Origin of the sequence: Streptomyces sp. NBC_01244 (genome assembly GCF_035987325.1) — a bacterium.
GTDB lineage: Bacteria > Actinomycetota > Actinomycetes > Streptomycetales > Streptomycetaceae > Streptomyces.
This window is the reverse complement of record NZ_CP108488.1, coordinates 5,495,699-5,510,510: the sequence shown is the minus strand read 5'-3', so window position 1 is coordinate 5,510,510 and position 14,812 is coordinate 5,495,699. Positions and strand designations below refer to the sequence as shown.

The 14,812-nt window shown below is 67.4% G+C and carries 12 protein-coding genes and 2 rRNA genes; 3 read left to right on the top strand and 11 right to left on the bottom strand.

Translation table 11 applies throughout. The features are described 5' to 3' along the window. Positions 1–64: 64 nt before the first annotated feature. Complete coding sequence (locus tag OG247_RS24875) at positions 65–343, bottom strand: glutaredoxin family protein (protein ID WP_327254332.1); 279 nt, start codon at positions 341–343, stop codon at positions 65–67. A 155-nt stretch (positions 344–498) separates the two neighbouring features. Here OG247_RS24875 and OG247_RS24870 point away from each other — a divergent pair, with 155 nt between their 5' ends. From OG247_RS24870 to OG247_RS24860, 3 genes are all read left to right on the top strand, one after another. Beyond that, positions 499–1,521: an HAD family hydrolase gene (locus OG247_RS24870; RefSeq protein WP_327254331.1), complete on the top strand. Its 1,023-nt coding sequence runs from the start codon at positions 499–501 to the stop codon at positions 1,519–1,521. A gap of 361 nt (positions 1,522–1,882) precedes the next feature. Then, a complete protein-coding gene (locus tag OG247_RS24865; protein WP_243340126.1) occupies positions 1,883–2,701 on the top strand; it encodes an ECF subfamily RNA polymerase sigma factor, BldN family in 819 nt (272 codons plus the stop codon). A gap of 287 nt (positions 2,702–2,988) precedes the next feature. Next, complete coding sequence (locus OG247_RS24860) at positions 2,989–4,191, top strand: DUF5667 domain-containing protein (protein ID WP_327254330.1); 1,203 nt, start codon at positions 2,989–2,991, stop codon at positions 4,189–4,191. 118 nt (positions 4,192–4,309) lie between these two features. Here the strand turns inward: OG247_RS24860 and OG247_RS24855 are convergent, their stop codons facing one another. The 10 genes from OG247_RS24855 to OG247_RS24810 all read right to left on the bottom strand — a co-directional run bounded on the left by OG247_RS24855 (position 4,310) and on the right by OG247_RS24810 (position 14,744). Continuing rightward, positions 4,310–5,311: a lysophospholipid acyltransferase family protein gene (locus OG247_RS24855; protein WP_327254329.1), complete on the bottom strand. Its 1,002-nt coding sequence runs from the start codon at positions 5,309–5,311 to the stop codon at positions 4,310–4,312. Beyond that, entirely contained in the window at positions 5,311–6,366 is a 1,056-nt protein-coding gene (locus tag OG247_RS24850; RefSeq protein WP_327257606.1) for an NAD-dependent epimerase/dehydratase family protein, read from the bottom strand. The genes OG247_RS24855 and OG247_RS24850 overlap by 1 nt, the downstream gene beginning before the upstream one ends. A gap of 95 nt (positions 6,367–6,461) precedes the next feature. Beyond that, positions 6,462–6,560, bottom strand: a complete 99-nt coding sequence (locus OG247_RS24845; RefSeq protein WP_003948845.1) for a 30S ribosomal protein bS22 — start codon at positions 6,558–6,560, stop codon at positions 6,462–6,464. 142 nt (positions 6,561–6,702) lie between these two features. Continuing rightward, positions 6,703–6,912, bottom strand: a complete 210-nt coding sequence (locus OG247_RS24840) for a helix-turn-helix domain-containing protein (protein WP_162688852.1) — start codon at positions 6,910–6,912, stop codon at positions 6,703–6,705. A 114-nt stretch (positions 6,913–7,026) separates the two neighbouring features. Further along, positions 7,027–7,857, bottom strand: coding sequence for a phosphatase (locus tag OG247_RS24835; protein ID WP_327254328.1), 831 nt, complete (start codon positions 7,855–7,857; stop codon positions 7,027–7,029). A gap of 234 nt (positions 7,858–8,091) precedes the next feature. After that, positions 8,092–9,264 (bottom strand): acetoin utilization protein AcuC, encoded by a 1,173-nt coding sequence (locus OG247_RS24830; RefSeq protein ID WP_327254327.1) that lies wholly within the window; start codon positions 9,262–9,264, stop codon positions 8,092–8,094. After that, complete coding sequence (locus OG247_RS24825) at positions 9,215–10,432, bottom strand: MFS transporter (protein ID WP_327254326.1); 1,218 nt, start codon at positions 10,430–10,432, stop codon at positions 9,215–9,217. The genes OG247_RS24830 and OG247_RS24825 overlap by 50 nt, the downstream gene beginning before the upstream one ends. A 59-nt stretch (positions 10,433–10,491) precedes the next feature. Then, complete coding sequence (locus tag OG247_RS24820; RefSeq protein ID WP_327254325.1) at positions 10,492–11,190, bottom strand: HAD family hydrolase; 699 nt, start codon at positions 11,188–11,190, stop codon at positions 10,492–10,494. 239 nt (positions 11,191–11,429) lie between these two features. Further along, a 5S ribosomal RNA gene (gene rrf, locus OG247_RS24815) occupies positions 11,430–11,547 on the bottom strand. A 74-nt stretch (positions 11,548–11,621) separates the two neighbouring features. Beyond that, a 23S ribosomal RNA gene (locus OG247_RS24810) occupies positions 11,622–14,744 on the bottom strand. Positions 14,745–14,812 lie beyond the last annotated feature (68 nt).

Here is a 14,812-nt window from a genome sequence, read left to right as displayed (position 1 = left end):
ACACTCCTCACCAATACGCCCCCGAGACCCCATAAATCGCCCATGATGGTAACCGCCCGACGGCTCAAGCCTGCAATGCCCGTCGGAGCCGGTCAGGGTTCACCCTCCAGAAGGTGTGCTGTTCGCCGTCCACCAGCACGACCGGAATCTGCTCCCAGTGCAGGCGGTACAACTCCTCGTCTTGCGAAATATCCTTCTTCTCCCACTGTGCACCCATCTCGGCGCACACTTTCTCGACCACTTCCTGGGCGTCGTCACAGAGATGACACCCCGGCTTCCCGATGAGCGTGACCACCCGCTCCTGCGGACGCTTCTTTCCGGCACGGCGCAGCAAAGGACTCATGCACCCATTCTCCCGCGCCCGCACGCCGACCGTCCCCGGCGCGAGTCCATCAGGTCGGGCCGGGCGCACCACGTCGGGTCGGGCGCACCGAAGAGTTCACACCACCGATTCCCATCGGTTCGGGAACTCCCGAACACAGTGGCTATGCTCGCGTCATGGCCGCTCTGGGATGGCTCACCCCCCGTAGGCGCTCCGCCACCGCGCGGAGCGTGCTGGCAGGCGAGGCCTCGGCCGAGGCCGCCCGCAAGACCGCGCTGGCCGACGAACCACAGGGCGGACCGGACTTCGCGGGAACCACGGAAGCGGAACGCGCGGCGCAACGCGCTGCGGCACCCGCCGCCGAGGCGGAGCCCGAAGCTCCGCAGGAGCCCGCCGAGCCCGCCGAACCGGAGTTCCCCGTCGCCGGCGACGACCTGGCCGCCGCCTTCTTCGATCTCGACAACACCGTCATGCAGGGCGCCGCGATCTTCCACTTCGGCCGCGGCCTCTACAAGCGGGAGTTCTTCCGCCGCCGCGAGCTCGCCCGCTTCGCCTGGCAGCAGGCCTGGTTCCGGCTCGCCGGGGTCGAGGACCCCGAGCACATGCAGGACGCCCGCGACAGCGCGCTGTCCATCGTCAAGGGACACAAGGTCTCCGAGCTGATGTCCATCGGCGAGGAGATCTACGACGAGTACATGGCGGTGCGGATCTGGCCGGGCACCCGCGCCCTGGCCCAGGCCCACCTCGACGCCGGACAGAAGGTCTGGCTCGTCACGGCCGCCCCCGTCGAAACGGCCACGATCATCGCCCGCCGGCTCGGCCTGACCGGAGCCCTCGGCACCGTCGCCGAGTCCGTGGACGGCGTCTACACCGGCCGGCTGGTCGGCGAGCCGCTGCACGGCCCCGCCAAGGCGGAGGCGGTCCGCGCCCTGGCCGCCGCCGAGGGGCTGGACCTCGCGCGCTGCGCGGCGTACAGCGATTCGCACAACGACATCCCGATGCTGTCGCTGGTCGGACATCCGTACGCGATCAATCCCGACACAAAACTGCGCAAGCATGCCCGCTCCAAGGACTGGCGCCTGCGCGACTATCGGACCGGTCGCAAGGCCGTGAAGATCGGCGTCCCGGCCGCCGCGGGCGTCGGCGCGATCGCGGGCGGCACGGCCGCCGCCATCGCCCTGCACCGCCGCCGCAAGTAGCGGCTACGGGGCCCTGCCCGGCCTCCCGCCCCACCACACCCGGCGCCCTCCCCCGCCCGGGGCATTCGCTCACCTCTACCCGCGCCTCCGGCACGGCACTCCGCCCTGCCCTACTCGGTCGTGAGCCACCGTGGAAGCAGGCATTCCGCGCATCCAAGTGATCAAGAATCGATCACCATCCGTGCCTGAATATGCCCTCGACACGCAACAGAAGTGTCGTAACCGGTGATTTGAGCAACTGGGTGTAGCGCTGCCTGTACGAAGCGTTATTCTCCTCAAACGCATGCCACCGCCATCTGTCGCCACGACGGGTGAACGGTCCCGCACTGCACGTGATGGAAGCTCTGCCTCTGGGAGTCCCGTGTACCCACCTGTCGGGGTTGACGCCTCGGGCCTGGCTACGCTGCGCGCAACGGTCCTCGACCAGCTGCGCGGCTTCGTCCCCACCGCGTACACCGTCCCCGCATTCGCCACCGCGGTCCCCGCCGGACTCGGCCCGGCCGGTCCTTGCTACGCCCTGACCGACGGCGGGGCAACGGTGGGCAGACGCGGTCGCGCCGGCGGCTCGTCCGCCGGGGGCGCGGCCGCCGGGACCACCGCGCCCGCAGCCCGCCGCCCCACCGCGGACAGCGACCAGGCCCGCATGATGGACCTGGTCGAACGCGCCCAGGCCGGCGAGGCCGATGCCTTCGGTCGCCTGTACGACCAGTACAGCGACACCGTCTACCGCTACATCTATTACCGCGTCGGTGGCAAGGCGACCGCGGAGGATCTCACCAGCGAGACCTTCCTGCGTGCGCTGCGCCGCATCTCCACCTTCACCTGGCAGGGCCGAGACTTCGGCGCCTGGCTCGTGACGATCGCCCGCAACCTGGTCGCCGACCACTTCAAGTCGAGCCGCTTCCGCCTGGAAGTCACCACCGGCGAAATGCTCGACGCCAACGAGGTGGAACGGTCCCCCGAGGACTCCGTCCTGGAGTCCCTCTCCAACGCGGCCCTGCTGGAAGCCGTACGGAAACTCAATCCGCAGCAGCAGGAGTGCGTGACCCTGCGCTTCCTGCAGGGCCTCTCGGTCGCCGAGACGGCCAGGGTGATGGGAAAGAACGAGGGTGCCATCAAGACCCTCCAGTACCGGGCGGTCCGCACCCTGGCCCGCCTGCTCCCCGACGACGCCCGCTGACTCCGCCCTCCTCTCACATTCCGGTACTCCTCCCTGATGACCTTGATGACACCGACGACCCCGACGACCCCGAAGAGATCGACGGCACCGTCGAATCCCACGACGCTGTGGTCCGATCATCCTTCGTCCGTAACCCAAGTGCCGCGCCGCTCGTTGTGGGGAATGCAGGCTCCCTGTGGACAAGCCCTACCCGAAGCCGCTCACTCGAAAGGGTGGATGTGCTCAAGGAAGGCAACCTTCCGGACACCTTGGGGAGTCGATCGTCATGACGAGAGGAGGTGCCGCCAGTGATCGCGAACGTGACTCCGCACCGGCGGGCGAACGCCTTCGCCCAGGCCCTGGAGGAGCGGACCCCGTCCGACCTTTCGGAACCGGACCCGGCGGCCGAGCAGTCCGAGGCACCTGCCGAACCTGCCGACCACGACCGGTTGTTGGCCCTGGCGAGCGTGCTCGGCGAAAGAATGCCGCGCCCGGTGCTGGACCCCGAGGTCAAAGTGGTGCAACGAGCCCAGCTCATTGCCGCCATGGAAGCCAAGGTGATGGAAGAGAGGGCCGGGGGCGGCGTGGCCGCCGACCCTCAAGTGCCCGAACAGCGGACCGGCCGCGGCGCCCACCGGGCGACCTCGCTCCGGAAATTGCGGCCCCGCTCCCGCTGGTCCAAGGGCATTGCGGCAGGCGGCCTCACCGTAGGTGTGGCCGCGGGGGCCTTCAGCGGAGTGGCCGCTGCCAGCACGGACGCCCTGCCGGGTGATCACCTGTACCCCGTGAAGCGGGGCATGGAGGACATCCGGCTCGGGATGGCCGACGACGATTCGGACCGGGGCGAGCTCTATCTCGACCAGGCCTCGAGCCGTCTGTCGGAAGCCCGCCGTCTCATGGAGCGCGGCCGCCTCGGCGCACTCGACCACGAGTCGCTCGGCGAGATCCGCCGAGCCCTCGCGGGCATGAAGCACGACGCCTCGGAGGGCCACCGGCTGCTCCAGGCCGCCTACGAACGGGACGGCTCGCTCGGCCCGATCCAGGCGCTGTCCTCGTTCTCCCGCTCGCACCGGGACGCGTGGGCCAAGCTCCGGGGCAATCTCCCGGCGCAGCTCACGGACGTGGGCGGTGAGGTGGAGTCGGTCTTCCAGGCCATAGACCAAGACGTGGCGCCGCTCCAGAGTCTGCTCCCGAAGCCTCCGGAACAGACCCGCGGCTCCGGCCCCTCCACGAAGCCGAGCGCCCCGGCGGGCAAGCAGCAGGCGACGCCCTCTCCGGGCGCACCGTCCGCGGCCCCCACGCCGTCCGCCTCGGGTTCCCCGAAGACCTCGCCCCCGGGCGGCGGCGGTCTGCTGGGCGGCACGGGCGACCTGCTGAACCCGCCGGCGGGCCAGTCCACCCCGTCCGAACCGGGCACCACCCCGACCCCCGCCCACCCGGACATCACCCTCCCGCCCCTCCTCCCCGGCCTCCTCCCAGGCCTGGGCATCAAGGCGGAGGACGTCGACTAGCACCGGCTGGCGCCGACCGGCACCACGTGACGAAAGCGCCGGCGGGACTGGATCTCCAGTCCCGCCGGCGCTTTCGTCATGCTCGGCCGTACGGCGCGTCAGAACGCGCCAGAACGCGTCAGAAGAAGACGGACCTCCGCTGCACCAGCAGCTTGTACAGCGTGTGCTGGATCTGCTCCCGCACCTGATCCGTCAGGTTGAACATCAGCATCGGGTCCTCGGCAGCCTCCGCCGCGTACCCGTCCGTCGGAATCGGTTCCCCGAACTGGATCGTCCACTTCGTCGGCAGCGGCAGCGCCCCCAACGGCCCCAGCAGCGGAAACGTCGGCGTGATCGGGAAGTACGGAATCCCCAGCAGCCGCGCCAGCGTCTTCGAGTTGCCGATCATGGGGTAGATCTCCTCCGCCCCCACGATCGAGCAGGGCACGATCGGCGTCCCCGCCCGCAGCGCGGTCGACACGAACCCGCCCCGCCCGAACCGCTGGAGCTTGTACCGCTCTCCGAACGGCTTCCCTATCCCCTTGAAGCCCTCGGGCATCACGCCCACCAGCTCCCCGGCCTCCAGCAGCCGCTGCGCGTCCTCCGCGCACGCCAGCGTGTGGCCGGCCTTGCGTGCCAGCTCGTTCACCACGGGCAGCATGAACACCAGGTCCGCGGCCAGCAGCCGCAGGTGCCGCTGCGCCGGGTGCTGGTCGTGCACGGCGACCTGGAGCATCAGGCCGTCCAGGGGCAGCGTCCCGGAGTGGTTCGCCACGATCAGCGCGCCGCCCTCCTTCGGGATGTTCTCGATGCCCTTGACCTCGACCCGGAAGTATTTGTCGTACAGCGGCCGCATCAGGGACATCAGGACCTGGTCCGTCAGCTCCTTGTCGTAGCCGAAGTCGTCGACCTCGTACTCCCCGGTGATCCGGCGCCGCAGGAACGCCAGGCCGCCGGCGATCCGCCGGTCCCAGCCGTCCCCCGCCTCCACCGGCTCCGGTACGGCCTCCACCACCGGCTCCGCCGCCGGTTCCGCGACGGGTGCGAGCGGCGCCTCCGGCGCGACCCGTACCCGCCGGGCGGGAGAGGACCGCCGACGCGGCCGGTCCTCGTCGAACGGAATGACCTTGGCGTCCGCCACTATCGCTTCGCTCCATCCATGTCCACGTCCAGCAACCCGGCCACCCGGTCCACGGCCCGGCCCACCCGCTCCGGCGGCAGCAGCCCGCCGCCCCGGCTCCGCGTGAAGTCGGCGAAGGTCTCGGCGGTCGTATACATCGGCTCGAATCCCAGGACCTCGCGCATCTGCGTGGTCTCCACGACCCGCCCGTGCGTGAGGAGCCTTATCTGCTCGGGCGAGAACTCCGTCGCCCCGACCGCCCGCAGCGCCGCGCCCACCCAGGTCACCGCGGGCAGCAGCAGCGGCACCGTCGGCCGACCCAGCCGCCGCGCGCACTGCGACAGCAGCAGCACCCCGTCGCCGGCGATGTTGAAGGTCCCGCTGAGCCCGCCGGGCCCGCTGGTCTGCGAGGCCAGCCGCAGCACGTCCAGTACGTCGTCCTCGTGCACGAACTGCAACCGCGGGTCATAGCCCAGCACGGTCGGGATCAGCGGCATCGAGAAGTACTCGGCGAGCGCCGAGTCGGCGAAGGGCCCCAGGATGTTCGCGAACCGCAGCACGCACACCGCGACGTCGGGCCGCCTGCGCGCGAAGCCGCGTACGTACCCCTCGACCTCGACGGCGTCCTTCGCGAAGCCGGCGGAGGGCAGCGACTTCGGCTGCGTGGTCTCGGTGAAGACGGCCGGATCCCGCGAGGTGCCCCCGTACACACTGGTACTGGACTTCACCACGAGCCGCCGTACCGTCGGGGACTTCTGGCAGGCTCCCAGGAGCTGCATCGTCCCGATGACGTTGGTTTCCTTGACGGTGCTGTACGAGCCGGAGCCCGCGCCCGTCGCCGCTCCCCCGGTGACCGCGAGATGGACCACCGTGTCGACGGCGTTCTCGGCCAGCACCCGGGCAATGGCCGACTGCCTGATGTCCGCACGGACGAACTCGGCCGAGCCGAGCCGGTGCGGCGGGGTCACCGCGTCGACCGCGATCACCCGCTCCACTTCCGGGTCCCGCTGGATCCGCCGCACGAAGCGGCCTCCCAGTTGCCGGGCAGCCCCGGTGACCAGCACGACCTTCCCCACGAGCTCAGCGCCTCCCTCGAAGAAGTCCCCCGGCTGCACCACAGCCCCTCCACCAGAATGGTGGAGGGGCTGCGGTAAACACGTACAGCTGCCGTTTACTTCTTGTTACGGCGCTGGACGCGGGTGCGCTTGAGCAGCTTGCGGTGCTTCTTCTTAGCCATCCGCTTGCGCCGCTTCTTGATAACAGAGCCCACGACTACCCTCGCTCACTTCTCTTCATTCGGTGCGGGGCGTCGGGGCCCACACGACCTACGTCGGCCTAGCCTACCCGCCCGAGCTCTGAGCTTGTAATCCGCGTGCCCCCGAGGGGTAGCCGCGGGCTCCCGACCCTCACCTTCAGGCCGATTCCACCCCCACGAAGGACTCGCGGAGGTACTCGTGCACCGCGTTTTCCGGGACCCGGAAGGACCGGCCCACCCGGATTGCGGGCAGATGTCCGTTGTGCACCAAGCGGTACACGGTCATCTTTGACACTCGCATCACCGAGGCGACCTCCGCCACGGTCAGGAACTGAACCTCACTGAGAGGCCTCTCGCCAGCAGCCATGACACACCTTGACCTTCCGCGCATGACGGGCACCGGCTTCCCCTCCGGTTACGCCCCGTCGTCGCACGCTCACTCCCCAGAGTAGGGGCGTGTGATACGAGTGGGGAAGAGGAGCTACGTCCACTCCTGCCGACCCGACAGACTCGCCCGATTGAGTACATAGCGAGTGAGCGGTCGGTAATAGTCCGCACGCACCGCGTCATCAAGCGGAACGGCCACCGACACCTGCCCCTCGGCTTCCCCCACGAACAGCGCGGGATCATCGGTATCGGCCAGCCCGATCGCCTCCACACCGAGCTGACCTGCGCCGCAGACCCACCCGTGGTCCCCCACCACCAGCTCCGGCAACGGCCCGCCGGCCTCCGCCAGCGCCCCGAGCGCGATCCGAACCGGCAGCGGCGAATGGGAGTGCGCGCCGGTGTCACTCCCGTCCGGCCGCGCGCCGTCTTCCCGCACCAGTGCGACCCCTCGTACGTAATCGATGCGGTGCGTGCGTACGCCGAACCGGGTCTGCATGTCGACAGGTGCCCCCCGCGCCGGAGTGAGGACATCACATCCCGCCGCCGACAGCGCCCCCGCCAAGGTGGCGTAGAACCCCAGGAGCCGGTGCGGGTGCCCGGTCCCGAACAACACCGGGGCCCGCGCCTCCGCCGCCGCCCGCAGCCGCCCCGCGAAGGCCTCCAGCCCCGCCACCGTCAGCTCGGGATCGATCACGTCCGGCCCGCTGACGTGCGCGGGATCCGCCGAGACCCCGCACTTCAGCGCCATCAGCCGCAGCAGGTCACCCTCGCCCCACCCCCACGCGGGATCCAGTCCCAGCAACACCCGCGGATCCCGCGCCGCGAACAGCCGGTAACTGCGCAGGCTTTCCTCCCGAGAGGTCGCGACGGGCCCGGCCAGGCGGGCGGCCAGCAGATGCGCACGCAGCGCGCCGGTGCTCAACACCCTCCCGATGCTCCCGCACCCACCCTGACGGCTCACCAGTTCCGGCCAATCCCGCACCCGTTGGCCCAACCAATCCCGCCTCGCCTGCGTTGGAGGCACGGGGTCCGGGGCCGAGCCCCAGGGCCTTTCAGCCGTCCGGCGTTTGAGGACCGGGGTCCGGGGCGGAGCCCCAGGGGGTCCGGGCGCAGCCCGGGGAACGGGAGAAGGGCGGGTAGGGGGCAGGCCCCGCAGGGCTCAGGCCAGCAGCCCGCGCAGCGGGAACACCGCCCGCCGGGTGGCGAGCACGGCCTGGTCGATCCGGTCGGCAGGGTCGTAACCACCCTCCCAGTCCTGCCAGCCCGGCACCCGCCCATCCGTCATCCGCCCGGGCGCCACCACCCCCGTCCGCGCATACACCGCATCCCGCCAAGACCCCGGCACAGCCGTCTCGGGATCGATCGGCCGATGCCCGGCGATCGCCACCAGATGCGTCCACGACCGCGGCACCACGTCGACGACGGCGTACCCGCCCCCACCCAGCGCCAGCCACCGCCCGCCCTCCACCCACGCGTGCGCCAGCTCATGGCACGCCTCCTGCACCGCCCGCTGCGCGTCCAACGACACCGCCAGATGCGCCAGCGGGTCCTCGAAGTGCGTGTCCGCCCCGTGCTGCGTCACCAGCACCTGCGGCCGGAACTCCTCCAACAGCTCCGGCACCACCGCGTGAAAGGCCCGCAGCCACCCCTCGTCCCCGGTGCCCGCGGGCAGCGCGATGTTCACCGCCGACCCCGCCGCCTCCGGCCCGCCCGTCTCCTCCGGCCAGCCCGTCTGCGGGAACAGCGTCCGCGGATGTTCGTGCAGGGAGACCGTCAGTACCCGCGGGTCGTCCCAGAACGCCGCCTGGACGCCGTCCCCGTGGTGCACGTCCACATCCACGTAGGCGACCCGCTCGGCCCCCAGCTCCAGCAGCCGGGCGATCGCCAGCGCCGCGTCGTTGTACACGCAGAACCCGGCCGCCCCGCCCGGCATCGCGTGGTGCAGCCCGCCGGCGAAGTTCACGGCGTGCTCGGCCTCCCCGCGCCAGATCGCCTCGGCCGCCGCCACGGACTGCCCGGCGATCAGCGCGGACGCCTCGTGCATCCCCTGGAACGCCGGATCATCCGTGGTCCCCAGCCCGTACGAGCCGTCGGCGACGCCGGGGTCGGCGGACACCTCGCGCACCGCCGCGACGTACTCCTCCCGGTGCACCAGCCGCAGCGTCGACTCCCCGGCCGGCCGGCCCGCCCGTACCTCCAGCTCCCGGTCGAGCCCGAAGGCCCGTACCAGGCCCATGGTCAGCTCCAGGCGCACCGGATCCATCGGATGGCCCGGCCCGAAGTCATACTTCGTTACCGCCTCGTCCCACATCAACAACCCGCGACCGCTCATGCCGGACACCGTATCGAGCGGGCTCCGTACCGAACGAGCGGGCATGGAAAAGAGTGACGAGGACCAGCACCATCGGCACCAGCATCGCTCCCCGGTAGCTCCAGGCGTCCCCGATCCCGCCCACGAGCGGAGCCCCGATCAGGAATCCGACGTAGTTGAAGATGTTGAGCCGCGCGATGGCGGTGTCGGAGGATCCCGGGAACAGCCGGCCCGCCGCGGCGAAGGTCTGCGGCACGATCACGCACAGCCCGAACCCCAGCAGCGTGAAGCCGAGCATCCCCACCCACGCCCCGGGCGCCACCGCGACCACGGCGAACCCGGCCGCCGCGACGACCGTCCCGATCCGGACGACGGCCACGGCCCCGAAGCGCCGCACCCCCAGGTCCCCCACGGCCCGCCCGAGCAGGGTGGTCACCATGTAGACGTTGTAGGGAACGGTGGCGAGCTGCTCGGAGCTGCCCAGCACGTCCTGGAGGTACTTGGCGCTCCAGTTCGACACCGTCGAGTCCCCGATGTACGCGCACGCCATCACCAGGCACAGCGGCAGCAGCAGCTTGAACCCGCCCGGCCCGAGCCCCTTGGCCTCGGCGGCGCCGGCCTTGGCGTCCTGGTCCACGTAGAACCGGCTGGCGAGGAGCGCGAGCGGCAGCAGGATCACCACGGCGGGCAGGTAGGAACTGAAGAGCGAGAGGTGCCAGTGCGCCCCCGCCCACGCGGCGGACGCCCCCAGGATCCCGCCGAGGCTGTAAGTGGCGTGGAACCCGAGCATGATGCTGCGCCCGTACGCGCCCTGCAGGCTCACCCCGAGCATGTTCATGGAGGCGTCGAGCGCCCCCACGAACAGCCCGAACGCCCCGAGGGACAGCGCCACGTGCCACATCTCGCTGCCGGCGCCGACCCCGAGCAGTGCGAGCAGCACGAGCGGCTGCGCCCACCGCAGTACGGTGCTGGGCGCGACCCGCTTCACCAGGTGCTCGGTGACCACGCTGGACACACCGGCGAGGATCGGCACGGCGGCCAGGAAGGCGGGCAGCAGTGCGTCGGATATCCCGTACCGGTTCTGAATGGCGGGGATCCGCGTCACGAGCAGCGCGAAGGCCACGCCCTGCACGAAGAAACTGAACCCCAACGCCCCGCGCCCGCGGCGCAGCCGCACGTCTGCTGTCATGGCGGCTGAGCGTAGGCGCCGGTGCTACCGGTGGGTAGAGCGATCACATATCGATTGGGTCAGTGCGAGAACCCGCCGCCGTAACCGCTGTATCCGGAGCCGGCGCCCTCCGCCAGGCCCAGCAGCCCGGCCAGTTGGTTCATGTCGCCGAAGTATCCGGTGGCGCCGGGCAGCCGGTCGGCGGGCACCATCGCGGTGTACGCGAGCACGTCCATCCCCGCGGCCAGCGCGGCCTGGACACCCAGCGGGCTGTCCTCGATGACCACGCACCGGCCGGGCGCCACACCCATCTGGTCCGCGGCGTGCAGGAACAGATCGGGGGCCGGCTTGCCCTTCCCCACGTCCTCCGAACTGAAGATCCACTCCTCCTCGAACCATTCGTCGAGCCCCGCCGCCCGGTGCCCGACCCTGATCCGCTCGTGGCTCCCGGAGGACGCGAGACAGTACGCGGTCCCGCTCTCGACCAGTGCCGCCAGCACCCCCTCGACCCCGGGCACGGGCTTGAGCTCCCGCTCGAAGGCCGCGAAGGTACGCGCGTGCAGCGCCGTGTCGAAGTCGGGAGGCAGGTCCTGCCCGGTCCGCTCCCGCACGAGGTCGTGGACCCGGTGGACCGCGGCTCCCATGTAGTCGCGGAGCGACTCCTCGTACGAGGTCGGGTGGCCCAGCTCGGTCAGGTACCCGGCGAGGATGCTGTTGGCGAGCGGCTCACTGTCCACCAGCACGCCGTCGTTGTCGAAGATGACGAGGTCGTAGCCCATGCGACAACCCTACGAGCCGCCAGGCCCAATCCATCCGGACCCCATGCCGGGCATCCGCAGGACATCCAAAGATCCTGCGCCCGCCTCCCCTTCACCCATTCCGGTGACACGAACCGGTCCCCCGCCCCACCGGCTCGTCGAAGGGCCGGAGCCGGCCCCCGGTCACCGCCAACGATTCGGCCCGTGAACGCAGAAAAGCCCCGTACCGGTTACCCGGTACGGGGCTTTCTACAATGATTGTTCGGCGGCGTCCTACTCTCCCACAGGGTCCCCCCTGCAGTACCATCGGCGCTGAAAGGCTTAGCTTCCGGGTTCGGAATGTAAACCGGGCGTTTCCCTAACGCTATGACCACCGAAACACTATGAAGTTAACCAAACCGGATATGACACAGTTCGTTACTTCAGAACTAACACAGTGGACGCGAGCAACTGAGGACAAGCCCTCGGCCTATTAGTACCAGTCAGCTCCACCCGTTACCGGGCTTCCACATCTGGCCTATCAACCCAGTCGTCTACTGGGAGCCTTACCCTCTCAAGGAGGTGGGAATACTCATCTTGAAGCAGGCTTCCCGCTTAGATGCTTTCAGCGGTTATCCCTCCCGAACGTAGCCAACCAGCCATGCCCTTGGCAGGACAACTGGCACACCAGAGGTTCGTCCGTCCCGGTCCTCTCGTACTAGGGACAGCCCTTCTCAATATTCCTACGCGCACAGCGGATAGGGACCGAACTGTCTCACGACGTTCTAAACCCAGCTCGCGTACCGCTTTAATGGGCGAACAGCCCAACCCTTGGGACCGACTCCAGCCCCAGGATGCGACGAGCCGACATCGAGGTGCCAAACCATCCCGTCGATATGGACTCTTGGGGAAGATCAGCCTGTTATCCCCGGGGTACCTTTTATCCGTTGAGCGACGGCGCTTCCACAAGCCACCGCCGGATCACTAGTCCCGACTTTCGTCCCTGCTCGACCCGTCGGTCTCACAGTCAAGCTCCCTTGTGCACTTACACTCAACACCTGATTGCCAACCAGGCTGAGGGAACCTTTGGGCGCCTCCGTTACTTTTTGGGAGGCAACCGCCCCAGTTAAACTACCCATCAGACACTGTCCCTGATCCGGATCACGGACCGAGGTTAGACATCCAGCACGACCAGAGTGGTATTTCAACGACGACTCCACAACCACTGGCGTGGCCGCTTCAAAGTCTCCCACCTATCCTACACAAGCCGAACCGAACACCAATATCAAACTATAGTAAAGGTCCCGGGGTCTTTCCGTCCTGCTGCGCGAAACGAGCATCTTTACTCGTAGTGCAATTTCACCGGGCCTATGGTTGAGACAGTCGAGAAGTCGTTACGCCATTCGTGCAGGTCGGAACTTACCCGACAAGGAATTTCGCTACCTTAGGATGGTTATAGTTACCACCGCCGTTTACTGGCGCTTAAGTTCTCAGCTTCGCCACACCGAAATGTGACTAACCGGTCCCCTTAACGTTCCAGCACCGGGCAGGCGTCAGTCCGTATACATCGCCTTACGGCTTCGCACGGACCTGTGTTTTTAGTAAACAGTCGCTTCTCGCTGGTCTCTGCGGCCACCCCCAGCTCACGGAGTAAATCCGATCACCAGTGATGGCCCCCTTCTCCCGAAGTTACGGGGGCATTTTGCCGAGTTCCTTAACCATAGTTCACCCGAACGCCTCGGTATTCTCTACCTGACCACCTGAGTCGGTTTAGGGTACGGGCCGCCATGAAACTCGCTAGAGGCTTTTCTCGACAGCATAGGATCATCCACTTCACCACAATCGGCTCGGCATCAGGTCTCAGCCTTATATGAGGGACGGATTTGCCTACCCCTCGGCCTACACCCTTACCCCGGGACTACCACCGCCCGGGCTGGACTACCTTCCTGCGTCACCCCATCGCTTACCTACTACAAGTCTGGTTCGCCGGCTCCACCACTTTCCTTTCCCCGAAGGGTCCGGAACGGCTTCACGGGCTTAGCATCGCCTGATTCGATATTGGGCGTTTCAAAGCGGGTACCGGAATATCAACCGGTTGTCCATCGACTACGCCTGTCGGCCTCGCCTTAGGTCCCGACTTACCCTGGGCAGATCAGCTTGACCCAGGAACCCTTAGTCAATCGGCGCACACGTTTCTCACGTGTGTATCGCTACTCATGCCTGCATTCTCACTCGTGAACCGTCCACAACTAGCTTCCGCTGCTGCTTCACCCGGCACACGACGCTCCCCTACCCATCACAGCGGGCGTTGGCCCTATTGCTGCAATGACACGACTTCGGCGGTACGCTTGAGCCCCGCTACATTGTCGGCGCGGAATCACTTGACCAGTGAGCTATTACGCACTCTTTCAAGGGTGGCTGCTTCTAAGCCAACCTCCTGGTTGTCTCTGCGACTCCACATCCTTTCCCACTTAGCGTACGCTTAGGGGCCTTAGTCGATGCTCTGGGCTGTTTCCCTCTCGACCATGGAGCTTATCCCCCACAGTCTCACTGCCACGCTCTCACTTACCGGCATTCGGAGTTTGGCTAAGGTCAGTAACCCGGTAGGGCCCATCGCCTATCCAGTGCTCTACCTCCGGCAAGAAACACGTGACGCTGCACCTAAATGCATTTCGGGGAGAACCAGCTATCACGGAGTTTGATTGGCCTTTCACCCCTAACCACAGGTCATCCCCCAGGTTTTCAACCCTGGTGGGTTCGGTCCTCCACGAAGTCTTACCTCCGCTTCAACCTGCCCATGGCTAGATCACTCCGCTTCGGGTCTAGAGCGTGCAACTCAATCGCCCTATTCGGACTCGCTTTCGCTACGGCTTCCCCACACGGGTTAACCTCGCTACACACCGCTAACTCGCAGGCTCATTCTTCAAAAGGCACGCAGTCACGACCGTTATTCCGAAGAATAACGGCGACGCTCCCACGGCTTGTAGGCACACGGTTTCAGGTACTATTTCACTCCGCTCCCGCGGTACTTTTCACCATTCCCTCACGGTACTATCCGCTATCGGTCACCAGGGAATATTTAGGCTTAGCGGGTGGTCCCGCCAGATTCACACGGGATTTCTCGGGCCCCGTGCTACTTGGGAGATTCTTAAGCAAGCCGCTGATGTTTCGTCTACGGGGGTCTTACCCTCTACGCCGGACCTTTCGCATGTCCTTCGACTACATCAACGGTTTCTGACTCGCCGACCGGCCGGCAGACCGATCAAAAGAATTCCCACAACCCCGCATGCGCAACCCCTGCCGGGTATCACACGCATACGGTTTGGCCTCATCCGGTTTCGCTCGCCACTACTCCCGGAATCACGGTTGTTTTCTCTTCCTGCGGGTACTGAGATGTTTCACTTCCCCGCGTTCCCTCCACACTGCCTATGTGTTCAGCAGTGGGTGACAGCCCATGACGACTGCCGGGTTTCCCCATTCGGACACCCCCGGATCAAAGCTCAGTTGGCAGCTCCCCGGGGCCTATCGCGGCCTCTCACGTCCTTCATCGGTTCCTGGTGCCAAGGCATCCACCGTGCGCCCTTAAAAACTTGGCCTACAGATGCTCGCGTCCACTGTGTAGTTCTCAAGCAACGACCAGCCACCCATCACCCTCATCCGGAGA

Coding starts and splice junctions, on each gene's coding strand:
- OG247_RS24870 (WP_327254331.1), top strand. CDS start 499: ATGGCCGCTCTGGGATGGCTCACCCCCCGTAGGCGCTCCGCCACCGCG.
- OG247_RS24875 (WP_327254332.1), bottom strand. CDS start 343: ATGAGTCCTTTGCTGCGCCGTGCCGGAAAGAAGCGTCCGCAGGAGCGG.
- OG247_RS24820 (WP_327254325.1), bottom strand. CDS start 11,190: ATGGGCTACGACCTCGTCATCTTCGACAACGACGGCGTGCTGGTGGAC.
- OG247_RS24825 (WP_327254326.1), bottom strand. CDS start 10,432: ATGACAGCAGACGTGCGGCTGCGCCGCGGGCGCGGGGCGTTGGGGTTC.
- OG247_RS24830 (WP_327254327.1), bottom strand. CDS start 9,264: ATGAGCGGTCGCGGGTTGTTGATGTGGGACGAGGCGGTAACGAAGTAT.
- OG247_RS24840 (WP_162688852.1), bottom strand. CDS start 6,912: ATGGCTGCTGGCGAGAGGCCTCTCAGTGAGGTTCAGTTCCTGACCGTG.